Genomic DNA, 24,460 nt, shown 5'->3' on the forward strand with positions numbered 1-24,460 from the left:
CTTTATTTAAAAGTATTATGGGTGCTATTCTACCCCCTTACGTAGCATCTGCCTATACCAAGACCGCCCTTTCACCCTCCTTAATGGCTCGACCTGCCAACTGGAATCATAAAAGCTGATACTAATTTGCCCATAGCTCCCCGTATCTAACCAAGCTGAGCCTGATTTCCTGTATCGTTCAACGACCATTGGGGCAGGTAACTGCCATTTTCCAGTCTTGGCTGTTGAGGCAATGGCCAAGTCTGGACCAACCACTTTTATAAATTGAGTCGTTGACGACGTCCGACTACCATGATGAGGAACAATGATCACATCACCGCGTAATAGCCTAGGTTTCCTAATCAACATCCACTCTACAACGGCATCGATATCACCAGTCAGTAAAATTGACTGTTCACTATTTGATTGCGTGACTCTAACAACACACGAATGTGGGTTATAAGCTCTGGGCACAGCATTATTTGGCCATATAAACTCAATATCTAACGCTCCCCAAGTCATTTTTTGCCCAGCAAGGCACTCCTTACCATCCTTCAATACCTGACTACTTATTACCTGTTGAGGGCGCCATTGATCAATGAGCTCAGTCATTCCACCAACATGATCATTATCTGAATGGGACAAAATAAGACTCTTTATTTGGCGTACCCCGTGATAGTGAAGAAAAGGTGTAATCACTTGCTCTGCAATACTGCTTTCCTGCCAAGCGATCCCTGTATCATAAATAATCGCTTCTCCATCTTGTTGCATAACAACGGCCAGGCCATGGCCAACATCAAGTACAAAAACTTGCCATATCGGCTTAACTCGCCATTCGATTAAAACCGCTAACAGACATAGAAGAGATAAGATTCTCCCGTAATTGCTTAAGTAAGGTGCTAACAAACATAGCGAGAAAAGAAGGCATAACCAAGTCACTTGCTCGTTTGATAAAGCAAACCAAGTTTCTTCGGCAAAGCTCATCGCATATAATGCAGGTTGAATTAATAAGTCAGCCCAGCGCCAAAGAAAAGTAATGTTAGCCCCAATATCAAGGATAACTGCCACTAGGGACACGGGAACTACAAAACAACTAAACCATGCTACAAATACAAGATTGTAAATAAAACTACTTAAGCTAACGCCATGAAAAAAGATCGCTATTGCTGGCATCATACCCAGAATCAAAGCGCTCTGAAGTGTCACGGTTTTTTTCCAATAGGATATGTGAGCCCTTTTTTGCGTTGAAAAGATCAAAATCACAGCAACGGCCCACATAGTAAGCCACAAACTCATTGACGCTGTTGAAAAAGGGTCCAGAAATAATAAAAAGGAAAAAATGAGTAACCATTGATAACTTTTAGGCACTCGATTAGAAGACACTGATAAGACAGACACCAAGCAACAGGCAATGACCGCCCTTTGCGTTGGAATTGAAAAACCTGCGAGCCACGCGTAACAAACGCTACACAAGATCGCCACAACCATCGGAGTACTTCTCCAACGAAAAAAAATCCGAAAAAGCAGTTTGCCGACAAACCAACCAATACCGAACACAATCCCAATGTGCAACCCAGATATCGCAATTAGGTGACTGAGACCACTGGCTTTAAGTTGACGCTGTACCTCTGTAGATAATTCATCTCTTATACCAAAGGTCAAAGCCAGTATTATTCCTTTGCCCATCAAGGAATCTATTGAGTTTTTCACTTGACTGTACCAAGAAAAACGCACAGACCCTGAATTTATAATCCAATAGCTATAGTCAGCTAATACACTGCCTCGGCCTACAACGCCCTGCTGCAACGCAAATTTCTCAGCATCAAACCCGACATCATTAAGGTATCCAGTTATGGGCTTTAGTTTGATTTTTGCTCGGATTTTGTCATTAGAAACAAGAAGGATAGGTGACACTAACCATATGCTGGGTCTAAGAGGGCCTAAAATAGACTTTCCGTTAATAGCAGTGACAGTTACTTTACCGTGAAAACCGTGATTTATTTGCTTAAAAAAGCTGTCAACCTCGGCATTTATGGTAATATTTGGACCATCTTGGAAAAGCATCTCTTGCTGAGAGTACACACAATTAATGCGTATTATGAGTATTAAGCAAGCAATGAGTAATCCAACACACCATTTTAGCAATTTTAACCTTATACTGAGTATCAGAATCAATACACAGGGAAACACCCATGGCCATGATGGCGCGGTCCACCAAAACTGGGCGGTCGAGATAAGGAAACAAAACGAAATGAGTGTCCAGTAATTTAAAAAGAGAGTCATATTTCCCTATGCCAAGAAAACTCATAAAACGTTTTATGCCTGACCATGAAGTCATAAAACGCCAGAAAGCATTGAAAATTTTTGGTAACGTGCTTTACAATCCTAACCTCTGGTGCCTAAATCGTCGTTCAGCTTCAGGGGCGTTCGCCGTTGGTTTGTTTATGGCTTTCGTACCATTACCAAGCCAAATGATTATGTCAGCTGGCTTAGCGATTGTATGTGGTGTTAATCTTCCTCTGTCTGTCGCACTTGTTTGGGTAAGCAACCCTATAACTATGCCCGTACTGTTTTACTTTGCTTATAAAGTCGGCGCTGTGGTTATGCATACCTCTCCGCAACCCTTTCATTTCGAGTTATCGTGGGACTTTATCATGCAGCAAATGAGTACCATTGGTCCTCCTTTCATACTCGGCTGCATGATTTGTGGCATTGTCTCAGCCATTGCTGGATACTTCGGTATCAAAGCACTTTGGCGCTATTCTGTTGTGAGAAGCTGGCAGCAAAGAAAAATCAGATTAGGTAGGTTACTAAAGAAAGGAAAGCGCAAAGATTAGGTTTTCGATGAATGGTTAAATTTGGTAAAACTGACATGTCATACAAAGATTAAAGGGCCCAAATGGCCCTTTAATCTTTGTGTTTTTATTTAGAACTTAGGACTAAAGCTGGGTTAAGTTTAGATGCACGAGAAGCCGGATACCAAGTCGCAAGTAAACTTAAGATAATCGCCGTTCCTGACACAAGAGCTATGTCTGTCCAGACAATTTGTGAGGGCAGAAAATCAACAAAGTAAATATCCCCAGAGAGAAATTGATGGCCAATTGCTTTTTCCAGTAGTTTGATGAGGTAAGTCAAATTCGCTGCGACTAGAACACCGAATACGCTACCGATAACACTACCTAGGACACCAGAAAAAACGCCTTGCCAAATAAAAATTCGCTTCATCAAGCCATCCGTCGCCCCCATTGTTCTTAATATCGCAATTTCTCCCGCGCGATCTTTTACCGCCATCATGAGCGTCGATACAATGTTAAAGCTAGCGACACCGATTACGAGGACCATAACAAGATACATTATCGTCCTAACAAGTTGAATGTCTCTATACAAGAAGCCATATTCTTGTTGCCAACTACGCAGATACACATAAACATCTAAGGTATTGCCTGCTTCACGCACAATTTGTGTTGCATTAAGAACATCAGAAACTTTCAAGGACACACCGGTAACAGCACCAGTAAGCTGAGCGTATTTCTGAGCATCTTCTAAAGGCACAATTGCAAGGTTATGGTCAATCTGCCCGTTGAGTTTAAGCAAACCAGCAACCTTAAGTCGAACTCGCTTTGGCGCTTGTACTCGATTAGTGGAACCTGAAGTCGGGATCATAAGAGTAAGATAATCACCTTCTGACACTCCTAAATATGTCGCGACTCCTTGACCCAGAATCACCTGTTGTTTGCCAGGCATAAAGTCTTGCCATGCCTTGTCATCCACATAGCGATTGATGCTAGACACCTTAGATTCCAACTCTGCGTCCACTCCACGAACTTCAAGCGCCTTAACCTTATTACCTTTTTCAGCTAACGCCGTAATAGTTACATAGGGAGCTGCCGCTTCAATTTTGGGGTGCTTTTCAGCTTGCTGCACCACAGATTGCCAATCGAAGATAGGTCCTCTCACTCCTTCAAACTCACCATGAGCAATGACTGATAGAACGCGATCCTTGAGTTCTCTCTCAAAACCATTCATTGCCGACAGTCCTATGATAATGACCGCGACGCCAACAGTAATGCCGATAGTGGAAGACAATGAAATAAACGACACCATTTTATTTCTCTGCTTGGCTCGGCTAAAACGGCTACCAATTAATAGTGATAATGAAGAAAACACACTAGACTCCCTCGACATCAAGCAGCAAACCATCTTGCATGTGTAACTGCTTATCCATTTTTGCAGCTAACTCGCCATCATGAGTCACCACCAGAAATGCCGTTCCTGATTCTTGGTTTAACTCGCGCATTAAATCGTAAATTGACAGCGCCGTTTGGTAATCGAGATTGCCAGTTGGTTCGTCAGCAAGCACCAAAGAGGGGTTGTTAACAAGCGCACGGGCTATCGCAACGCGCTGGCGCTCTCCCCCAGACAACTCGGAAGGCCGATGGCCCAAGCGGTGAGTTAATCCAACTTTGCCAAGTAAAGCTTTAGCGGCCTGTTTGGCTTTGGTTGATTTTTCTCCGCCAATCAAAAGCGGCATGGCGACATTTTCTAGCGCGCTAAAATCGGCCAAAAGATGGTGAAATTGATATACAAAGCCAAGATGCTGATTACGAAGCCTAGCTTGCTTATTCGAACTTAAAGACGCGACGTTCTGCCCAAGAATACTTACCTCTCCTTCTGTTGCGTCATCAAGTGTCCCCAGAATATGCAGCAAGGTACTTTTACCCGACCCTGATGAGCCAATGATCGAAGCCAGTTCACCTTTTTGTAACTCAAAGCTAACTCCTTTGAGGACTTGAGTGTCAATCGATCCTTCTCGGTATGTTTTACAAATATTATGACATTGAAGGAGGTTATTCATATCTCAAAGCCTCAGCAGGTTTAATAGAAGATGCACGATAAGAAGGGAAAAGCGTCGCCAATAAACTCAAAGCAATGGCCATTACGATCACAGTTCCGATTTGGAAAGGGTTTACTAATACAGGCAGTTGACCCCCAACGGAAAGCAAAGCAACACCAGCACTGTCGAGTATAGAGTTGAGGTTAGTGGCCAACAAAACACCCAGTCCACCACCAATGATTGATCCAAGAACACCGCTGCTCGCCCCTTGAACCATGAAAACACCTATCAGCTCAGCCTTTGTCATACCTTGAGTCTTCAATATGGCTACTTCAGCTTGCTTTTCCATTACCACCATAATAAGAGCAGATATAATGTTAAACGCAGCAACGCCAATAATAAGGCCAAGCATCAAACCCATCATATTTTTTTCCATTCGAACCGCTTGGAACAACTCACCACGTTGGTCTCGCCAATCTTGCCATTTCCAGCCATCTGGCAAGGCTTTACTTCCTAGATCGCTGACAACAAAAGGATCATCGAAGAATAATCGCCAACCTGTGATTGTGTTTTTTGGCAATCGAAGCAAACGAGCTGCATCATCTATGTGAGTTACTATTAGCTGGGAGTCGACGTCAGAGCCTGTATTATAAATACCAGCCACGGTGAAGATTCGTTGACTTGGAATGCGACCAAGTGGAGTAAACTGACTAGCACTTGTGACCATAAGACGCACTTTGTCGCCAACCGAAGCTTTCAACCCTCTCGCCAAACTTTGGCCAATCAAAACTTGGTATTGCCCCGATTGCAAAGAGGTGAGTCTGCCAGCCACCAAGAAAGATTCTATCGGATCGTGGTCATTAGGTTTTACGCCTATCAGCAAGCCCGCAGATAGCGTGCTGGCACTTTGAATAACCGCTTCTCCTTGAACAATAGGTTCTGGTAAAGCTGAACTCGGCAATTGATCAAGAAAGTTAGGGGGGGAAGTGTTCGGTGTTTTTCCGTCAGCATAAGACACTATCGCTTGGGGTAAAACGCCCAAGATGCGGCCTTTCAATTGCGCTTCAAAGCCGTTCATTACCGAAAGTACCGTCACCAGAGACATTACTCCTATGGTGATGCCCGCCGTCGACATATAGGAAACAAAACGGCTGAACCTATCACCCGAGCGTCCACGCAAATAACGAAGACCAATAAAGGCAGATACAGGATGGAACATAGTTATAACCAAAAACGTTTGATAGCCATTACTGTAACGATTTATCGCCCTAGGTTGTAGTCCTTATTCGCTAAAATGGCGTCAAATCATGCACGAAACAATGAGATATCTTGATTAGTTGCTGCTTATGACGATAATCAAGACATAGCTTTAAGGAATTTGCGTATGTCTGAGCAAGAATATTTTACCGTACATCATAAAATGTCCGTTAACGTCGAACCTTTACCCAGCACTGAGGTTTTACCTAGTTATGAGCAGTTCGAACGTGAAATTCCTGCCCCTTTTCTTGTCGCGAGTGAATTCAGTCATCTCGATATTTTAAACGATCATGCTCGAGCCGAAATGAAAAGTATTGATTTCAAATACGTGATTGATTTACTTGATGCGCAAAACTCAAAGCTTAATTTGCTCTTGACCTTTATGCTTTCTCAGCAAGACAACGAACAGTATCGCTATCAAACCTTGTCTTTTGGTGCCAGCAAATTCTGCTATAGTGCCGATTCTGCTTTGTCTGTGGGGACAAAAGTTAGGGTTAAGATGTTTATTGAGCACCCTGCAACCGCCGTTTACTGTTATGGACACGTTGAAAGTAACGACAAAGATGGTGATGATTTCCTAATCACGATAAAATATGATTTACTGCGTGACCAAGACGAAGATCTTTTGATAAAAGCAGCACTCTATCAGCAACAGAAATTACTCCGTCAGCGCTCAAGAGATCGCGACAAAAAATAATCTTACTATGCCTATTACATCACTTTTCAATCTGGCCAGTTCATCTGGAGCCGGAGACAAAAAACAGGTCGGCAATTTGCAAGGTGCTAGCCTAGCACTTGCGGTTGCTGAACTCGCTAACCAGCATGATAGCCATACCTTATTGGCTGTCGCGGATCCACAAACGGCCCTTAAGCTGTTACAAGAAGTAGAACAATTCACCGATCAAGAAGTGTCACTGTTTCCAGATTGGGAAACGCTTCCTTACGATAGTTTCTCACCCCATCAGGAAATTATTTCTGATCGCATTGCCCGTTTGTATCGCCTTCCCACCCAAAATACGGGTATCACTATTGTGCCAATCAGCACATTATTGCAAAAACAGTCTCCTCGAGACTTCTTAATGCAGCATACCTTGATGGTAAAAGTCGGCGACCGCTATTCTTTAGAAAAGCTGCGCATTCAGCTTGAAAAGTCCGGCTATCGTCATGTGGACCAAGTGTTCGGTCCCGGAGAATACGCAAGTAGAGGCTCGATTCTTGACCTTTTCCCAATGGGTTCTAATGACCCATTTCGGATTGATTTTTTTGATGACGAAATCGATACGATACGCACTTTTGATCCTGAAAATCAGCGCTCTATTGAAGATGTCAAAGACATCTGTTTGCTCCCTGCTCATGAGTTTCCTACTTCGGAAGGCGCAATTGAAGACTTTCGTATCCGCTGGCGCCAACGCTTTGATACCAGGAGAGAGCCCGAATCTGTTTATGTCCAAGTTTCAAAAGGGATCTGGCCTGCTGGGATAGAATACTGGCAGCCTCTATTTTTCGAGCACACCGAAACCTTGTTCGACTATATCGCAGATGACAGTCAACTGATCACCGTCGGCGATTTAGAAGGCGCAATAGATCATTTCCTATCAGATACAGAATATCGATATGAGCAGCGTAAAATCGATCCATTACGCCCCCTACTTCCACCTTCAGAGCTGTGGCTTAAGAAAGATGAGTTGTTTAGTCACTTCAAGACCTTGCATCAGGTGCATTTATCAACCGATGCCATCGTAGAAAAGCAGGGCCGGATAAACCCAGCGATTCAAGCTTTACCTGAACTTGCTGCCCAGCATCAAAACAAAGAACCCTTAGCCGCACTGCGTCAGTTCAGTGAATCTTTCGCTGGTAAGATCGTCTTTTCTGTCGAATCCGAAGGCCGCAGAGAAGCTTTGTTGGAGCTTTTACAGCGCATCAAACTCCGCCCTGTTGAGTTTGATAGCTTTTCTTCAGCAATACAGGCTGACAGTAAATTCGCCTTAGTCCTTGGCGCGGCAGAACATGGGTTTCTGTTTGGCGATCAACAACTGGCGCTGGTATGCGAAAGTGACTTATTAGGCGATAGAGTGATTCAACGTCGCCGAAAAGATCGCAAAACCACCAATAGCGATGCTGTTATTCGTAACCTTGCAGAGCTCAAATCAGGTCAACCCGTTGTCCATATCGATCATGGAATTGGGCGTTATATCGGTTTGCAAACGCTTGAAGCCGGTGGATTAAAAACCGAATACGTCACCTTAGAATATCAAAACGAGGCAAAACTCTATGTGCCAGTAGCGTCTCTGAATTTGATCAGTCGCTATTCTGGAGGCGCTGAAGAATCGGCTCCTTTACATAAGTTAGGTGGAGAAGCTTGGGCTAAAGCTCGGCGCCGCGCCGCTGAAAAAGTGCGTGATGTTGCCGCAGAGCTGCTCGATGTCTACGCCAAACGCGAATTAAAGCCAGGGTATAAATTTGCGCTCGATCGCGACCAATACGCCACATTTAAGGCCGGTTTCCCGTTTGAGGAAACCGACGACCAGTCCATGGCAATCAACGCCGTGATGTCGGACATGTGCCAAGCCAAAGCAATGGATCGCCTCGTGTGTGGTGATGTCGGCTTTGGTAAAACAGAAGTTGCCATGCGAGCTGCGTTTGTCGCCACAGACAATGGCAAGCAGGTGGCGGTTTTAGTCCCTACCACACTGCTTGCCCAGCAGCATTTTGAAAACTTTAGAGATCGTTTTGCCAATCTACCAATTCGGGTCGAAGTGCTCTCTCGTTTTAAAACTGCTAAAGAGCAAAAACAAGTCCTTCAAGATATTGAAGCAGGTAAAGTAGACTTAGTGGTCGGAACCCATAAGCTTTTATCCGATGACATTAAGTTTAAAGATCTCGGCCTTCTCATTGTTGATGAAGAACATCGCTTTGGTGTTCGTCAAAAAGAGAAAATGAAGGCAATGCGAGCAGATGTCGACATACTGACCCTCACCGCAACGCCAATTCCTCGAACACTGAACATGGCGATGAGTGGCATGCGTGATTTGTCTATCATAGCCACACCTCCAGCCAGACGCTTAGCGATCAAAACTTTTGTTCGACAGCACGACACTGCTGTTGTTAGAGAGGCGGTTCTGCGTGAAATTATGCGTGGCGGCCAAGTTTACTTTTTACATAATCAAGTCGAAACCATTGAAAAAGTGGCGGCCGATCTAGAAAAGTTAATCCCAGAAGCGCGGGTCACTGTCGCTCATGGTCAAATGCGCGAGCGCGAGCTTGAGCGGATCATGAATGATTTCTACCATCAGCGTTTTAACCTCTTAGTGTGCACCACCATTATTGAAACTGGTATCGATGTCCCAACAGCCAATACCATCATAATGGATAGAGCTGATAACCTCGGGCTGGCTCAATTACATCAATTGCGCGGCCGAGTTGGACGTTCACACCATCAAGCATATGCCTACTTACTCACCCCCCATCCAAAGGCCATGACCAAAGATGCGATCAAACGCTTGGATGCCATCGCCTCACTGGAAGACTTAGGAGCGGGCTTTACGCTCGCGACACACGACCTAGAAATCCGTGGTGCGGGAGAATTGCTTGGTGATGAACAAAGTGGTCAAATCCAGTCTGTTGGCTTTACCCTTTACATGGAAATGCTTGAGCAAGCGGTTGAAGCACTTAAAGACGGAAAAGAGCCTTCTCTGGATGAGCTGTTGCGAGAGCAAACGGAAGTGGAGATGCGCCTGCCTGCTTTGCTTCCTGACGACTACATCCCAGATGTTAATACACGTTTATCTATGTACAAACAGATAGCAAGTGTCTCTGAACCCGCAGAATTGGAAGATCTCAAAATTGAGTTAATTGACCGCTTTGGTCTTTTACCTGACGCAACCAAAAACTTACTCTCAGTGTCTGAAATCAAACTTGAGGCAGGCAGCCTGAAAGTGAAGAAAGTTGAAGCCCATGATAAAGGTGGATTCATTGAGTTCTATCCGGATGCTGACATTAATCCGACTTATTTAGTTAAACTATTGCAATCACAACCACAAAAATTCGCAATGGAAGGCCCAACTAAGTTTAAGTTTACGGTACCATTAGTGGACAGACGTAAGCGGATTCAATTTGTCGGTGATATGTTGGGAGAATTCCGCCATAACCTTCTACCACAAGCCTGATGAGTTCAGGCTTAACTAATTCAAGGTGATCGCACCTTATTTTGGAGTTGCAATGAAAAAGCTGATCCCACTACTACTTCTCGTTGTCGCTATGCCTTCATGGGCACAGCGTCAATTTGATATAGAAGTGATCATTTTTAAACGCGCATTAAATCCGGAGCAAACTGCCGAGTCTTGGCCAGATTCTCTTCCTGAGCTATCAATGGATAATGTCGGCTATTTGAATGATACCAATTATCGTAATCGAAAAGGGGTCACTCGTTTACCGGCTTCATCATACAAACTGACTCCTCAAGTGAAGAAATTAAGAAATCATGCTGGCTTTGAGGTTCTCACCCATATGGCTTGGCGACAAGGAGACGGTAATCGCTATCGTGCACCTACCTTCCGTATTAAGGCAGGGCGAGATTTCTCTGGACAATTTAACTCCGATGGCAGCCCTAAAGGTGCAAACACAGGAACCGAAGTCATTGATGGCGTCACTGAAGAAAATATTTCTCGGCCTTTGTATGAGCTTGACGGCAAGTTACAAATCTACGTTGAGCACTATCTTTATGCGGATGTTCAGCTTGATCTCAAGCAGTCCACGACTCGTGAAGTGAAACTGGAAGATAACCCACTGGTGTTTACTGAGATCAGTAACCTAGAAGGCGATGACACTGTGCAAGCGGGTATGATGGAAAACATCACGCCGACGATTCATACCGAGCAGTTTCTTAAAAGCTACCGCATGGATCAAAAGAGACGTATGCGCAGCACTGAAACTCACTTTTTGGATCACCCATTACTTGGGGTCATCATTCAAGTAAGACGCGTACCTGAGTGATTATTGTACACTTAACCTGCTGTTTGTTCATCTAAAAGGGTGTTATGAAACCAGACTATCAGATTATTACCGCCAGATTGGTTTTAAAATTGATGCCTCAAGAAGATGACGAGCAACTCACTCAGTGTGTCCTCTCCTCGCCCGGTTTACACCGATGGATAGACTGGTGTCATCCGGCTTTTTCATTCGATGATGCACAAAAGTTTATTCTCGCCACTCGCCTCAATTGGGTAAAATCCGAAGCCTATGGATTTGGTCTTTACACCCGTAAAGACCATACCTTTATCGGCATGGTTGCAGTCAATGAGCTTTACCACACTTTCAATATGGCCAGCATAGGCTACTGGCTTGGCGATGCTTATCAAAAGCAAGGTTACGCAAAGGAAGCGGTAGACGCATTGGTTGAGTTTTGCTTTTCAATTCTCAAGGTCACTCGCATCGAAATCGTATGCGACCCCGATAATGTGCCAAGCCAAAAGCTTGCCGAGTCATGTGGGGCGCGTTTTGAAGTCAGCGCGCCTAATCGATACATCTATAATGGATTACCCAAACAGGGCTTGGTTTACGCTATCCTTCCACCAGAATCTTAACTGCCGCAAGGAAAAATGACCCAAAGAGCACTTTCTTCAAGTCATTAGTGAGTCCATCGTTTATTTTATCGAGTTCTGTTTTGATTGATGCCCTAAAATATAGGCTAGTGCTTTGTCAGCATCGACCAACCCTAGCCCTGTATTGGATGCTCCCAAGTCAGAAGCACGAGTACTTATCTTAAGTGCTTGAGTGATCTTGCTGGCTGCATTGGGCATTTGTTGAGGATGATGTTCTCGATAAGCCTGCCATAATAATGCACTTATCGCCGCGAGTTGCGGCGCTGCAAAAGAGCTGCCTGATTCAAAGTTGCCTGTCGACCAAGTATAAACTGCATCAGCGGGTGTGCTGAGACTTGTCGATACAGCCAAAGCGTTATCGCCCGGAATCGTTGCGCTTAATGCGATTTGATGAGAAAAAGTGTCTAGATTGATGACCAGCAACAGGTTATCGTTATCGGTATAAAGGCTGGGCAAAAATTCTTTGATTAAGCCCAAATCATAGGAAAATAAATTTCCGCTCGCTCCCAAGCCAAGATTTTGCCTTAATGGTGTGACATTCGACTCTAAGTCTGTCCCTGTATTACCGAGAGATTTGGTGACGATTGTACGCCCGAGAATATGGCTTAACTGCTGCGAAAATTGTGGATCTAACTCGTTATCAAGCGCGAGAAAAGCACGACTCATATTGATGATGTGGATATCCGTTCTATTTTCGAGATAAGTCATGGCTTGATGATAAGTACTCGTTTCCGCACTTATGGGGATAATGGTGGCGTGAGGCGCAATGGCAAGAATAACATCAATCACAGAATTGCCATGGTTAAGCTGTACTGGATCGCCAAAACTTCGTATGGCTTGTATATTGGCATTTGGATAGTGCTCAACTTGCTTGGCGAGCAATACAGGATCAAATAAATCAAACACAGCTATTTTAATATTTGACCCTTTATATACATTTGTAAGTGTATGATAATTTAAATCGAAGCTCGGATGTACGCTGAGTACAAGCTGATTGATCCTATGCCTAAGATCATTGATGGTAGACTTGGCTTGGTCGAACTCTAATTGATTACTTTTCTGATATTCTTCTGACTGAAACGATAATAACAATGTCGCCAAATCTAAGAAATCAGTTATTTTCTGCCCCCAACGATGCATGTCAAGTTCATTAAAAACATAATTAGCATTTATCTTACGATAATCGATATTATTGTAGTTTTGTAGTAATAAAGAAACCTCTTCTTCCCATGTCCAGAAGGTAATACGCTTTAATGTTTCCAGCGCTGCTTGATCCTCGGCTTGATTATTTGAAGACGAGTATTCACTTGCTGATGTTGGAAAGATATTAAGTAACAAAACCAACAATAAAACCTTGGTGAAGCGATTTATTTTTTTATATTTTAATCTATAGAACATACACTAGTCCTTGTGCGGAATTGTTCCAATTATGTTATATAGTTATATCTCGCTGTCAAATTTAGATAATAAAGGGCGCTAAATGATACCTAATTTATACATTTATTAATCAGAGACCTTTTGGGATTTATTCCATTTCATTAAAGACAGCATATATAGACCCAGGAAAACATCGATTACCCCGCAAAATTCAGGCCACCATGACGGAGCCACTGAGTGACTATATATTGTTGTATGTATGATGTCATAAATACCATGGCAAATGAATGCTAGTGCCAGCAAGGCTAAGCTTTTCATCCGACTCATTTTATACGCTAGTCCTGCCGAGACGATAAAAAGTATACCAACAATTACCTCATAGAATAGCGCGTTATAATCGTTAGAATAAATAGAAAAGAACCAGTAATAAACTGGAAAAGTCGCCAATAAAACCGGGTATGCTATGTTGTAATTTTCATGACCAGTTTTTTTAAAATAAAAGATCACAAAGACAACGACAGCGGCCCCTACTGCCAATGCGTAGTAATTTATCATAAGTTTTTACTCCTAACATTTTTAATAGCCAATAAACTAGCACGATAACTCGGAACATACGAGGTGTATCAGAAGCGACATTGACAAGCCGTAGAAATATTCAATAAACATCTCTCCTCTCGGGTAACATATTTCAAAATTACTGGAGCATCAAGAAAATAATAAATTTTATTTAGACAATTTATGTTTTTCTTTACTGGTGTGTGCCCTATATTTTTACCACCTAATCTAATGATTGTGCTACAACCACTAAATTTGAAGTAGGGCCTAACTGCGAATCCCTATTGAATACCTTGTCATGTTCGCCGGTATTTTAAACTAAAGACATTTACAAACCACTTTCATTGTGGAGGATACCAGACAGTCGAAAAATGCGTAATTCTGGTGGATTCTACTAACTTTGAAGTTTTCCACAAATCTCCAAGCTTATAACACTTCAAACACCGACACTGCCTAGTCGCCTAGATATTTAGCCTTATTACGTTTCCTCTTCGAAATTAAAACTCTTTATTTGTGATATTATCTCCATCTATCTTGTCTTTTCACCTCATCTTTAAATGTTGAAGAAAAAGACTTAATTTTTGCTTTCAATAACCTCTTTCGTCCTTCGTCTGTTCTCGTGTAAATCAATTCGGACAAGCTAACATTCTTCTGCCACGAGTTATAAAATATTTGTGCTAACTCTTTCTTGGCTGCAAACTTTATAGGTACAGCATGATAATCTTCTCTTGAGTAGCCATATATTTTACCGTCACGGAGCACAAGGTATCTTGGGTTGTCAATCGGTGAAAGAATTTCAGCTAAACAATCAGCAAATAGCGAGGACTCATAGAAGGAACAACCTGCTAGTGATAAATAAAATGAGCCATCTGGAAGTTTATCGATATTGACTTTCATTTTCCGAATGGATGTTTCTATAAAGCCAGCTTGGCATAATGCCTCCATTAGCGCTTTGGCTATTTGCTTTAGTGCGCCATCAACTGGAAGATAAAGAAATATGATTTTCATGATAGATATTGTTTTTGGTAGTGTGTAGATTAACCCTCCAACAATACCTATCAATAAAAAAAGTGGTAATAGTGAGTCAAACATAGGGGACGAATAAATAATAGCAGCAATTACACCACCTAAAGTCACGATAAGTTGCGTTAGCAAGTAGGAAAACGAGTGTTTTAAAAGCAGCCCTCGAAGGTCAGGCGTTTTGCTTGTTCTTACTGAAGGGATAACCCTTGCCGTTTCATCTAATGATAAAGCTTCGTTCCACCGCTTTGAAATCCGATCTAATTTTCTATAGCGACGTAGCATTTGACGGTTATTACCAGTGATAGGAGCTGTTGGACTGTGCCTGTTATATGATTCAATAGAAGTAGCATTCATACGCTCAAATCCACTTTCTATAGTCAGTTCTTTTTCTGAAAGACCGACAAAGGTTTCAAAGCGTTTTCTTAGGTTAAGATAATCACTCCAACCTGCATATGACTTTGCATCAACGGCAAATAAATGCCAAATGGTACTTATTTTGTCTCTTTGATTGGGGTTAATTCTAATGGCGCGGCCGCGCATTTGATTGCTCAACATGAATGAACCCACAGAGCTAGCTAAAATAAGTGAGTTAATTGCAGGGGCATCCCAACCCTCCCCAAGTAATGATCGAGTTCCTACTAATACTTTAATGTCTCCATTCATTAAAAGCTCAGTGAAGGCAGAGGTTAACTGGTTTAACGGAGCTGTCACCTTTTGGTATTGCTCCTGACTCCCCATGGGTTCGGTTTTCACATTTTTGCTTTCAATATATTGAAGAAGTGATTGAAGCTTTGCAGTAGGAATAATGCTTATTCTTCCTGTAAGTAAACCAATTTGATCAGGGACAGAAGAGGATGAGGTTATACTTTTGAAGACTGGCCAAGCACCTAAGTTTATTTCACCTGTATCCAACCCTGACGAAAGGGCCTCGTCTCTAATATAGTCTGTTAATATCACTTGCCTAAGGCTTTCACCTCTGTGCTTATATTCCAGTTGATGAATTGTTCCACATGCTAAAACTTTAGAGACACTTAAAGAAAGTGATCTTTCAACTCGTCGAGACCTCTCTAAAGATAGCTCCCTTTTGTAGAGCAATTCACTAGCCCTAAGCTGTTTTTTAAGTTGATCAACATACTGTTTTTGAGATTCACTATGTTGAGTCGTTTTTGAAAACAAAATAGCTTCAGTTAAAACTTGCCACCAATGACGACCTAGATCGGGTATATCTTCTACCCTCACATCTAGTAGATTCATCAACTCTTTATTATCTGGAAGAGACTTTTTCTTTATGAAAGCAAGTAGCGCTATCGCAATTTTAGGTTCCTTTATGATTTCAGACTCTATTTCATCTGGCTGCAACCAAGGATGTGACAATACAATATCCTCAAACTCAATACTATTGAACAAAGTATCGCAGAGGGTAAAGACCCTAGAATCATATTCTTGAATTCGTTTTTTTTCGTTAGTTGTTGCGTTACAAGCCCATATGAAATCTTGGTGGGCGCACAAAGTTCCAGCTTTAACTAACTCTGGAACGGAAATTTCTTCATCAATAGGACCACATAGCTGTTCATATCGTAACCATTCATGGTTCTGTGAATCATAAGGAGGAGTGGCCGTTAATGATACGAGGATAATGTCCGGGACGTGTTCGCAAACTTTATCTAATGCTTTCCACCATTCAGATTTGAGGTGATGCGCTTCATCGAGGATAAGTACTCTAATATTGTGCTTCTCAATAACTTTTATGAAACTGTTTAGTTCATCATCCTGGAGCCCTTCATCTTCCTCTAGAAGTACTTCTTCATCTTCAAAAGTATTTAGTTCGTTGGCGAATTGTTTATGTAGCGCTTGATAGGTTATTGAAGTTAAGACTTTTGGCTCGTGTATTGAGTTACTTACCCAGTTTAGTTTTATTACATCATCAGACTCTATAAAGTCTTTCAGTCTTTCTACCCATTGATCTCGGATTATTCTTGTCGGAGAGAGTACAAGTGTAGAACTTTCTAGAATTCTAAAGATTTCCAGACCTAAAGTCGTTTTTCCAGCGCCAGGCGCTGCAACAACGTGAATTCGCTTATCATCTAAGTGATCGTGAATGGCGCTCAGCACTCGTGACTGATATGGACGCCATGAATGGCAAAATTTCATTGATTCAAATGGCTGCACTGGATTTATGACTCAAATTATTTTAACAATTAAACAACTGGTGAAAATAAGCTGTACTTTAGTCAGGGATGTAACATGCTTATTAATAGACAGTCTCATTTTATGGCTTGCCTGTATCCTGTTGAATCTATCATAAGCCACTAAGAATTAAAGTAAATATATCGAGCTATATATTCTAACATCACATAAAAAGCGCCACCGTGTTATCACCTTTTAATAATGTGTGTTGTATAAGGTATGTTCATTGCTAATCCCCAAATGAATAATAACTTATTAAATCATCTAGCATCAAAACTCAACTATTTATCTCTGCTGCAATTAAAACTTTTTGGCCACTTTTTCGACAGCGCATCCTTAATAGGTAGCTCTCAAGTTTCGGGTATAGAATAAAAAGCGCTTTAGCATCTGAGAGTTTTTCTAAATAATCTAGAATAGGTGTTAGCAGAGCATCTGCTATGCTGTATCGGTCACCACATATAAAAGTGTTATTGCCCAATTGTTGATTCAAGATGCTGAAAGTTTCTTCAACATTAGGTTTGGACTGTTCAAGTTTGTCCCAGCGAATTTCTCCATCTCTGCCCTTTGGAAAACTAAATTCTAGCAAATAATCCCTTATCAGAGCCTTGTCGATATAGGTAGAGATGGCTGCACACCATTGGTCTACTTGGGCCCGTTCAAAGTGGTGGCTGGGTTGGAGCTTCTTACTTGAGAATTCACTATCCAAATAGCGACAGATAGTGGCAGATTCAAAAATTTTCCGTTCGCCATGTATTAGAATTGGGACCTTACCGAAAGGGTGTAACCTGTAATGAGTGACGCCTTTATACTCCAGAGAATGACCTGGAAAATCGAAACCAAGACTGTAGTTAATTCCTTTTTCTTCACAACACAAAGCAACGGCACGAACAAATGTACTGTATTGCGCACCAATAATGTAAACACCTGACAACTTACTGTAACTCCATAGTTTTTTGTTATGAAATCATGTTAATTTCCCGCAAAATATGTTCAAGAACATATTTTGTATTAGAATGACGCTTCCGTTTCTTTCACTTTGAATGAGATTATCAATGCCTTGGAAGCCACAACATACGCTTGATACACGAGAAAAAATCCTATCAAGTGCTGCTAAATTATTTACCCATAGAGGTTATGAGGGAGTGGGAATCGACGAAATCATGTCTGATGCAGGCTTAACTCGAGGGGTGTTTTATAAGTACTTTTCTAGTAAGTCAGACCTCTATTGTGACGCGCTTTTAAAAGCTGCGCAGCATAGCCGTAACCAGTTATTGCTTAATTGTAGGGCGGATGGAGAGCTACTTGAACAAGTCGAGCAATACCTAAGTGTCGAGCATAGAGAAGGAAAGCATGCCTATTGCCCACTAGCCTACTTGGTAACAGACATAACCCATCAGGACGAAAAAATAAGAGACACTTACACTCAAATCTTTCAAAAGTTTGTAATGCAAATTCAAAAGCAAGGCAACGGCGCAGTTGGCTACAGAAAAGCCATACAATCAGCAATAATGATGATTGGTGGACTGGCTGTATCTAGAGCCTTAAACGACGATGAATTAGCTAAAGAAGTTCTAGTATCATGTCAGAAACAATTAGATACGAAGGGTGATTTAGTCGAGGACCGAGAATAGAGCTACTCGCATTGTACTTACGGTTGCTTTTCATTGAGGTGGAGGTAATACCGCTTTTGGTCTCCCACTTATTGAGTCACTTAAAAAAAAGCGGCATACCGAGGTATACCGCCATTAAGTCTTTCCCTGCAATACTAGTGTGTTCGCCTATCAGCAGACGCTTTTTAGTGAAGCTTTAGATTTGGACGTAATACTCGGTTAATCCTACCCATAAGAATAATCAATGCGGTTTTGAATACACCGTGCAGGGCCATTTGATGCAAGCGATAGAGGGAGATATACACCACTCTAGCGATTCGACCTTCAATCATCATTGAGCCTTTGGTCAAATTCCCCATTAAACTGCCGACTGTTGAAAACTTACTTAAAGACACCAAAGAGCCTTTGTCTTTGTAAACATAAGGCTTGAGTTCGCGGCTATTAAGCTTGGCAACGATATTAGAAAATGCTCGGCTCGCCATTTGGTGGGCAGCTTGCGCTCTTGGCGGAACGAAGGAGCCATCGGCCTGAGTGCACTGGGCCAAGTCTCCGATAACAAAAATATCGTCATCTAAGGTCGTTTGCAGAGTTTCTTTAACAATCAGTTGGTTGATACGATTAGTTTCAAGGCCAGCGATATTTTTAACAAAATCTGGCGCCTTAATTCCTGCCGCCCAGACCATGATTTGTGCAGGGATTTTTTCCCCTTCTTTGGTGATCAGTCCATCAGGGCAGGCTTCGGTAACCATAGTTGTGGTACGAACATTCACGCCAAGCTTGGTTAATTCTTGATGCGCTGCCGACGAAATACGAGTTGGCAGTGCCGGTAGAATGCGCTCACCAGCTTCAATCAAGTTAACGTTTAACTTGCTTGAATCCAAGTCACCAAACCCATAAGTACGAAGCTCTTTTACCGCATTATGAAGCTCAGCAGATAGTTCGACTCCGGTTGCACCCGCGCCAACAATGGCAATATCAACCGAACCATGACCATGTTTTGCATGTAGCTTCAAGAACTCATTGTTCATTTCCGTTCTGAATTTAGATGCTTGGTCTGTACTATCTAGAAAAATGCAATGCTCGCGCACGCCTGGAGTATTGAAGTCGTTAGAGGTAGAGCCCAGCGCCATAATCAGAATGTCATACTCTAATTCACGACCTGGCATCAACAACTCATCATGTTCATCTTTAAGTTCGCTAAGGGTGATCACCTTACGCGTCCTATCGATGTCTTTAAGACTACCCATTTGGAAATCGAAGTGATGATTTTTAGCATGAGCGCGATAGCTCAGTGCATCCACCCCTTCATCGAGGGATCCTGTTGCTACTTCGTGCAACAAGGGTTTCCATAAATGACTGGCTTTGCGATCCACTAGCGTCACTTTCGCACGCCCTTTACGGCCTAAGGTCCGGCCAAGTTTGGTAACAAGCTCTAAACCACCTGCACCGCCGCCCACTACGATAATTCGAGTCACAGCAACTATCCTCTAGAAAAATAAAATAGGTGTCGAGCCGATAGTTCGCCTCGATAAAATTTGCTTAATTTCTCGCCAGCCTGCTCTCATTAGATTGAGTCTTACGGCAATCAAGGCGTGTAGAGGTTTTATTTATCAAGTAAGCCACGTTATTCAAACAATGTTTCGCCTTCGAGAGGCTTTCAAAATTTTAGTCTTGCTTGGGCAAGTTTTGACTTGCTCTCATTTTTTGATTTTTATCAACATCCTTATGATAGAAGTCATTATATAGGGCAGGATAGGCCGCGCAACTAAAGATTGTCTTAAGAAGTATGAAATTGAAGTTTATGTAGGATCACACCGCATTGCCTCTTGCAAGATAGATAAAAAATCGGCCAGCAAATATGCTGGCCTTAATACTATTTTTTATCTTGGGGCATATAAGGCCCATCCGGTAAATAGGTCGCAGGATCATGATAGAACACTTGGTAGTTTGCTGTTTTGGTCAACGGCATATAATCAGGCGCAGCACGGTTAATTGCAGCCGTCACAGCAGCGCTTATAAGATCTACTATCAAGTTACCCGATGATTGATTTTGTGGTGAATAAGCCATCTTCTTTGAAGCTTTCCAAATAGAATCACCGCTTCTGTTCTTAAACTCATAAGTGAATTCAACTTCTGTGGTACTAGAAATAACAGCATATGAAGTATCCCAGCGCTCTATCGAAACATAAAGAACTACATCAGCATCAAACATTTGTGCAATCGACTCTGCTGGTACTTGTTGTATTTCTTTAGGTTCGTAAAGACCTTCATACTCGAGGATAGTTTTTACTGTATTTGCTGGATAAACATAGTAACCTTTTTCGGCAAGCATAACAGGTAATGAGCTGTACACGGCTAATGGTGCATCAACATCAACACTGTTGTTTACAACCGGTAAAACAAGTATTGATCTGGGCTGGAGCTCTTCAAAGCCAGTTTGTCGTTCTACTTTGGTGGTTTGACACCCGGCTAAGATCGCCACAATTATAATTGAGAAAAAAAGTTTGAGATGTTTCATTATTATTTATCGCTTTGACGTTCAAGGTTTTTGACAAGTGCATCCATTAATGGAGCACTTTCAGGCCAAGTACTTGCTTCTTTTTTATAAAAAGCTATGGCTTCTTTTGTGTCTCCAGACTTGAGCTTGAAAGTACCAACCTCAGCATAGAGACCAGGTGCAGGGCGTAGATTTTTGCTTTCAAGCTGTTCTAAATGCTTTTCAAGAACAGCAGGGAACTCCTTTGCAGCTATAGGATCGTGATAGTATTCATACAAATTCTCATCGTATTCACCCCAATCATATAATGCAGTCGATTTACAACCTGTTAAGCCTAAAAGTAAAGCGAGGCAAAGACCCAATTTTATATTTCTCATTTAATAAATACCTCTTTCGTCACACCATCAGACAAGTAAATTTTTTGTGAAGATATCAACTCATCACCATCAAAAACTTCAACAATATGAGTACCTGGTAGTAGACGTAATGCTTTATTACTGAAGTGGGCGGCTGAACCATTGTCTAGGCCATCAACCACAACGTTTAGTCTGCTCAAGTCTACACTGCTATTAGACTTGAAAATAACTTGCGGTCTATTATCAACTGTCGAACTTGCTGTTGTTGGCATTTGTATACAGCCAGTACTTAGGCTTGATAGACATAGTAAAAGAGCGAGTTTTATTCTCATTGTTTCGCCTCCACAACATTGAGGTCAGCATATTTAAGTCCCTCAATCGAACCGCTTACAACCTTGGTAATGGCACCTTCGTTTGTCTCATTATCACCAAATAGTTCATGGACTGAGATTGTCGCTATCTTTTTTCCTGGCAATGTAATATCAAAACCATTTTGTTTCGATTTTATGGTTTTACCTTTAGTTTCGATATCCAAGATCATACCTTTTTTTAACCCTTGCGACTTTCCGCCACTGATAAACAAAAGGTCATCTTCAACGGCAATAATATCGGTATGCCAAGGGCGCGTTTGGATCTCAACTGCTAGTTTATTTATCGCATCAGATATTGCGTTTGATATCGCTGCATCATTCAGTGTACCGTCATAAGAAGCCTTAGAACCAAACCCAGCAACAGAGGCTGACTCAGAACTACTCTCCCCAGCTCCGGATAAGGAGTGATAAACCAACCCGGTTTCACTATCAACTAACCGCAAATCCACTTTAGCAAATGCAATTTGCTTTTTTGAAGACGAAAGAAAGCCTCTTTCTCCTTCAGTTTTGCGACCAAACTCAGTTAGCGACCCCAAAATCAATGTATCAACACCGACTAGATTCAAGGCTTTGCCAGTGAGTTGGGCTTCATCTTTTAGCCGTTCAATATCAGGTCGTTCGAACACCAAATATTGCCCTGACTCCGTAAGCGCTTTTGATAGAATATCTGTGACTTGTTTTCCCAATACATCACCTTTATCATCTCGAAGAAGGCTTTTCCCATAAATAGTTTCATTAGTAATTCGACCCAATGCTACTTTTCGTTTTAAAACTGGATGCTTAATGGAGGCTTCCGTAGCTAACTTTTGGGCTTCAACCTGAGACTGTTGAGAATGAACACTTTCTTGAGAGAGAAGTTGTGGAGATTGAGTAGCACACCCGCTGATTGCTATTGCAAGTACGCTGGCAGTGAGTAGACGGCACCGCATTGTCGTTCCCTTTTTGTTATTTTTTGGATAGGTGATTGTAATATATATTAATATATATGTGTATACATAACATTGATAATTATGTGCATCTTGTTGTGCTTTAGTCGATATCATCTTTCAACTGAATGAAATTAATCGAACAACCCTGAAAGTGGGTGTTGTGTATTGAGACGTAATATTTCCTAATAAGTCGCTTTCTATGTGGTTAATAATTGTACCAATCTCTACTGAACACTATCTATTGCACATTCACCAGTATGTTATTGTTGTTTGATGATTGTTTTCCTGATTGAATAACATCAGTTAGAATAGGATTGTTAACATCTGGAAAACTAAGTGAGCTCATCCAATATAGCTATACTCAAATCTCGACTGATTCATATCTTTAGGCCAAATAATACGACGATGAGCATTTATGCAATCGCCGCTACTATGTTTGTTTTTGTCTCCTTTCCCGAGCTCACCATTAGCTATCTCGCTCATCTAACTCAATCAGCGATTAACCAATTTGGCCTTGGTCTGCTACTTATCTCAAGCTTTATGGTGTTGCTCGTTGTCGGACTCAGTATAAGCCCAGTAGGCAAAATACGTTTGGGTGGGGAATTAAGCATACCTGAATTTAGCACATCAAGTTGGCTCGCAATGTTGTTTACCGCTGGGATGGGCTCTGGTCTTATCTTTTGGGGAATTGCTGAGCCCTCTTTTCATGCCGCTAACTTGCCTGTATTTGCACAAAACTTAGGAGATAATACCGACACAGCCTTGGCAATTACTTATTTCCATTGGGGGATACATGCATGGGCGATTTATGCCATCACAGCACTTGCTATCGCGTGGTTTAGTTACAATAGAAAGCGCACCTTACACATATCATCGACATTTACTTCTAAATCAAAACAAGGTTGGTACTCTGTCGTCGATTGGATGGCCGTCATTGCGATAATATTTGGTGTTGCTGGCACGTTTGCTAACGCTATTGCACTGATTCAAACCGGCTTAGAGCAAACGTTTTCAAGGTCCATAGATTCATTCTCTTTTCGATATAGCTTGCTTATCGCCATTGCAATCTTGTTTACCGCATCATCCTTATTAGGACTGCAAAAAGGCATTAAGCGGCTAAGCCTTTTCAATACAGTAATTATGCTTGCTATGGTTATTGCAGTATTCGTCCTTATCGACCCGATACAAACTCTAATTCGAATCACTTCATCATCGCTCGCTTATATCCAGCTTTTACCAAAAGTCTCTTTTTCCATCGAGCCTCAGTCTCACAGCTGGAGCCTAGGTTGGACTATCACGTATCTAGTATGGTGGATTGCATGGGCTCCTTTCGTTGGGCCTTTTATCGCAAGGATCAGTAGAGGTAGAACCATTCGGCAGTTCTTAGCCTGTGTCGTGCTTATTCCAACCCTAGCTTCCATTATTTGGTTTAGTACTTTTGGAGGCGCTAGTCTTGACAGTGACTTTAGCGCGCATGTCATCGGCTCTGTAAGCAAAGACTACACTCAGGGTTTATTTGTTTTCTTTGAGCATCTGCCCTTGAGTCAAATATTTTCAATCGCAGCCTTAATCTTATTGGTGACTTTTATCATCACAAGCGCTGACTCGGCATTGTTTGTTTGCTCTATGCTAACCAATACTGATAGTAATAGAGCCAAGCTGATATGGGCAATCATTCTAGTCTTGCTCTCGGCGTCACTACTTTATGACAATGATGTTGAGCTTAACAAACAAATAGCCATAGCAGGAGCGCTTCCCTTTACTTTTATCGTAGTACTACAAGTTTTCATTCTGATTAAAGATATTATAAAAAATAACAAAGGTGATCTACCTACTGACTTAGAATAATATTATTTGTATTTTACATCTTATAATAAGAACTTAA

Annotated in this window: 20 protein-coding genes; 7 read left to right on the top strand and 13 right to left on the bottom strand. The window is 41.9% G+C overall.

The window, feature by feature from the left end; all coding sequences use genetic code 11:
• Positions 1-24: 24 nt before the first annotated feature.
• Positions 25-2,061 (bottom strand): DNA internalization-related competence protein ComEC/Rec2, encoded by a 2,037-nt coding sequence (locus MHN79_RS06195; RefSeq protein WP_239172137.1) that lies wholly within the window; start codon positions 2,059-2,061, stop codon positions 25-27.
• A 209-nt stretch (positions 2,062-2,270) separates the two neighbouring features.
• Between MHN79_RS06195 and MHN79_RS06200 the strand changes: the two genes are divergently transcribed.
• Complete coding sequence (locus MHN79_RS06200; RefSeq protein ID WP_239172138.1) at positions 2,271-2,816, top strand: DUF2062 domain-containing protein; 546 nt, start codon at positions 2,271-2,273, stop codon at positions 2,814-2,816.
• 85 nt (positions 2,817-2,901) lie between these two features.
• Here MHN79_RS06200 and lolE read toward each other — a convergent pair whose 3' ends face one another.
• Genes lolE through lolC form a run of 3 tightly spaced genes read right to left on the bottom strand, consistent with a single transcriptional unit; the run spans position 2,902 to position 6,032 of the window.
• Positions 2,902-4,146: a lipoprotein-releasing ABC transporter permease subunit LolE gene (lolE, locus tag MHN79_RS06205; RefSeq protein ID WP_239172139.1), complete on the bottom strand. Its 1,245-nt coding sequence runs from the start codon at positions 4,144-4,146 to the stop codon at positions 2,902-2,904.
• A gap of 1 nt (position 4,147) precedes the next feature.
• Positions 4,148-4,834 carry a lipoprotein-releasing ABC transporter ATP-binding protein LolD gene (lolD, locus tag MHN79_RS06210; RefSeq protein WP_239172140.1) on the bottom strand — a complete coding sequence of 229 codons (687 nt, stop codon included), beginning with the start codon at positions 4,832-4,834 and terminating at the stop codon, positions 4,148-4,150.
• Positions 4,827-6,032, bottom strand: a complete 1,206-nt coding sequence (gene lolC, locus MHN79_RS06215) for a lipoprotein-releasing ABC transporter permease subunit LolC (RefSeq protein WP_239172141.1) — start codon at positions 6,030-6,032, stop codon at positions 4,827-4,829. Before lolC ends, lolD begins: the two co-directional genes overlap by 8 nt.
• A gap of 165 nt (positions 6,033-6,197) precedes the next feature.
• Here lolC and MHN79_RS06220 point away from each other — a divergent pair, with 165 nt between their 5' ends.
• Genes MHN79_RS06220 through MHN79_RS06235 form a run of 4 tightly spaced genes read left to right on the top strand, consistent with a single transcriptional unit; the run spans position 6,198 to position 11,652 of the window.
• Entirely contained in the window at positions 6,198-6,767 is a 570-nt protein-coding gene (locus tag MHN79_RS06220; RefSeq protein ID WP_114784475.1) for a PilZ domain-containing protein, read from the top strand.
• A 7-nt stretch (positions 6,768-6,774) separates the two neighbouring features.
• Positions 6,775-10,236, top strand: coding sequence for a transcription-repair coupling factor (gene mfd, locus MHN79_RS06225; RefSeq protein WP_239172142.1), 3,462 nt, complete (start codon positions 6,775-6,777; stop codon positions 10,234-10,236).
• Positions 10,237-10,288: 52 nt separating this feature from the next.
• Positions 10,289-11,062, top strand: a complete 774-nt coding sequence (locus MHN79_RS06230; protein ID WP_239172143.1) for a peptidoglycan binding protein CsiV — start codon at positions 10,289-10,291, stop codon at positions 11,060-11,062.
• 44 nt (positions 11,063-11,106) lie between these two features.
• Positions 11,107-11,652, top strand: coding sequence for a GNAT family N-acetyltransferase (locus MHN79_RS06235; RefSeq protein WP_239172144.1), 546 nt, complete (start codon positions 11,107-11,109; stop codon positions 11,650-11,652).
• A gap of 60 nt (positions 11,653-11,712) precedes the next feature.
• Here MHN79_RS06235 and MHN79_RS06240 read toward each other — a convergent pair whose 3' ends face one another.
• The 4 genes from MHN79_RS06240 to MHN79_RS06255 all read right to left on the bottom strand — a co-directional run bounded on the left by MHN79_RS06240 (position 11,713) and on the right by MHN79_RS06255 (position 17,743).
• Positions 11,713-13,068 carry a S8 family serine peptidase gene (locus tag MHN79_RS06240; RefSeq protein WP_239172145.1) on the bottom strand — a complete coding sequence of 452 codons (1,356 nt, stop codon included), beginning with the start codon at positions 13,066-13,068 and terminating at the stop codon, positions 11,713-11,715.
• A 105-nt stretch (positions 13,069-13,173) separates the two neighbouring features.
• The gene (locus MHN79_RS06245) at positions 13,174-13,602 is read right to left on the bottom strand and encodes a hypothetical protein (RefSeq protein ID WP_239172146.1); all 429 of its coding nucleotides are present in this window, start codon (positions 13,600-13,602) and stop codon (positions 13,174-13,176) included.
• A 519-nt stretch (positions 13,603-14,121) separates the two neighbouring features.
• A complete protein-coding gene (locus MHN79_RS06250; protein WP_239172147.1) occupies positions 14,122-16,776 on the bottom strand; it encodes a DEAD/DEAH box helicase family protein in 2,655 nt (884 codons plus the stop codon).
• Positions 16,777-17,089: 313 nt separating this feature from the next.
• Complete coding sequence (locus tag MHN79_RS06255) at positions 17,090-17,743, bottom strand: glutathione S-transferase family protein (protein ID WP_239172148.1); 654 nt, start codon at positions 17,741-17,743, stop codon at positions 17,090-17,092.
• 121 nt (positions 17,744-17,864) lie between these two features.
• Here MHN79_RS06255 and MHN79_RS06260 point away from each other — a divergent pair, with 121 nt between their 5' ends.
• On the top strand, positions 17,865-18,443 hold the full coding sequence (locus MHN79_RS06260; RefSeq protein WP_239172149.1) for a TetR/AcrR family transcriptional regulator: 579 nt from the start codon (positions 17,865-17,867) through the stop codon (positions 18,441-18,443).
• A gap of 164 nt (positions 18,444-18,607) precedes the next feature.
• Here MHN79_RS06260 and MHN79_RS06265 read toward each other — a convergent pair whose 3' ends face one another.
• The 5 genes from MHN79_RS06265 to MHN79_RS06285 all read right to left on the bottom strand — a co-directional run bounded on the left by MHN79_RS06265 (position 18,608) and on the right by MHN79_RS06285 (position 22,575).
• Complete coding sequence (locus MHN79_RS06265; RefSeq protein WP_239172150.1) at positions 18,608-19,897, bottom strand: NAD(P)/FAD-dependent oxidoreductase; 1,290 nt, start codon at positions 19,895-19,897, stop codon at positions 18,608-18,610.
• A 398-nt stretch (positions 19,898-20,295) separates the two neighbouring features.
• Positions 20,296-20,940 (bottom strand): GNA1162 family protein, encoded by a 645-nt coding sequence (locus MHN79_RS06270; RefSeq protein ID WP_160931298.1) that lies wholly within the window; start codon positions 20,938-20,940, stop codon positions 20,296-20,298.
• Between the two features lie 2 nt (positions 20,941-20,942).
• Positions 20,943-21,296 (bottom strand): DUF4810 domain-containing protein, encoded by a 354-nt coding sequence (locus MHN79_RS06275; protein ID WP_160931300.1) that lies wholly within the window; start codon positions 21,294-21,296, stop codon positions 20,943-20,945.
• The gene (locus tag MHN79_RS06280) at positions 21,293-21,607 is read right to left on the bottom strand and encodes a hypothetical protein (RefSeq protein ID WP_239172151.1); all 315 of its coding nucleotides are present in this window, start codon (positions 21,605-21,607) and stop codon (positions 21,293-21,295) included. Before MHN79_RS06280 ends, MHN79_RS06275 begins: the two co-directional genes overlap by 4 nt.
• Entirely contained in the window at positions 21,604-22,575 is a 972-nt protein-coding gene (locus tag MHN79_RS06285; protein ID WP_160931304.1) for a CsgG/HfaB family protein, read from the bottom strand. Before MHN79_RS06285 ends, MHN79_RS06280 begins: the two co-directional genes overlap by 4 nt.
• Before the next feature lie 405 nt (positions 22,576-22,980).
• Here MHN79_RS06285 and MHN79_RS06290 point away from each other — a divergent pair, with 405 nt between their 5' ends.
• Positions 22,981-24,423, top strand: a complete 1,443-nt coding sequence (locus MHN79_RS06290; protein WP_239172152.1) for a BCCT family transporter — start codon at positions 22,981-22,983, stop codon at positions 24,421-24,423.
• Positions 24,424-24,460 lie beyond the last annotated feature (37 nt).

The organism is Vibrio sp. Of14-4 (assembly GCF_022347625.1).
GTDB lineage: Bacteria > Pseudomonadota > Gammaproteobacteria > Enterobacterales > Vibrionaceae > Vibrio > Vibrio pristinus.

Excerpts from the sequence above, each read along its gene's own strand:
- MHN79_RS06200 (WP_239172138.1), top strand. The coding sequence starts at position 2,271 with ATGCCAAGAAAACTCATAAAACGTTTTATGCCTGACCATGAAGTCATA.
- lolD (WP_239172140.1), bottom strand. The coding sequence starts at position 4,834 with ATGAATAACCTCCTTCAATGTCATAATATTTGTAAAACATACCGAGAA.
- lolC (WP_239172141.1), bottom strand. The coding sequence starts at position 6,032 with ATGTTCCATCCTGTATCTGCCTTTATTGGTCTTCGTTATTTGCGTGGA.
- MHN79_RS06220 (WP_114784475.1), top strand. The coding sequence starts at position 6,198 with ATGTCTGAGCAAGAATATTTTACCGTACATCATAAAATGTCCGTTAAC.
- mfd (WP_239172142.1), top strand. The coding sequence starts at position 6,775 with ATGCCTATTACATCACTTTTCAATCTGGCCAGTTCATCTGGAGCCGGA.
- MHN79_RS06230 (WP_239172143.1), top strand. The coding sequence starts at position 10,289 with ATGAAAAAGCTGATCCCACTACTACTTCTCGTTGTCGCTATGCCTTCA.
- MHN79_RS06235 (WP_239172144.1), top strand. The coding sequence starts at position 11,107 with ATGAAACCAGACTATCAGATTATTACCGCCAGATTGGTTTTAAAATTG.
- MHN79_RS06240 (WP_239172145.1), bottom strand. The coding sequence starts at position 13,068 with ATGTTCTATAGATTAAAATATAAAAAAATAAATCGCTTCACCAAGGTT.
- MHN79_RS06245 (WP_239172146.1), bottom strand. The coding sequence starts at position 13,602 with ATGATAAATTACTACGCATTGGCAGTAGGGGCCGCTGTCGTTGTCTTT.
- MHN79_RS06250 (WP_239172147.1), bottom strand. The coding sequence starts at position 16,776 with ATGAAATTTTGCCATTCATGGCGTCCATATCAGTCACGAGTGCTGAGC.
- MHN79_RS06260 (WP_239172149.1), top strand. The coding sequence starts at position 17,865 with ATGCCTTGGAAGCCACAACATACGCTTGATACACGAGAAAAAATCCTA.
- MHN79_RS06270 (WP_160931298.1), bottom strand. The coding sequence starts at position 20,940 with ATGAAACATCTCAAACTTTTTTTCTCAATTATAATTGTGGCGATCTTA.
- MHN79_RS06275 (WP_160931300.1), bottom strand. The coding sequence starts at position 21,296 with ATGAGAAATATAAAATTGGGTCTTTGCCTCGCTTTACTTTTAGGCTTA.
- MHN79_RS06280 (WP_239172151.1), bottom strand. The coding sequence starts at position 21,607 with ATGAGAATAAAACTCGCTCTTTTACTATGTCTATCAAGCCTAAGTACT.
- MHN79_RS06285 (WP_160931304.1), bottom strand. The coding sequence starts at position 22,575 with ATGCGGTGCCGTCTACTCACTGCCAGCGTACTTGCAATAGCAATCAGC.
- MHN79_RS06290 (WP_239172152.1), top strand. The coding sequence starts at position 22,981 with ATGAGCATTTATGCAATCGCCGCTACTATGTTTGTTTTTGTCTCCTTT.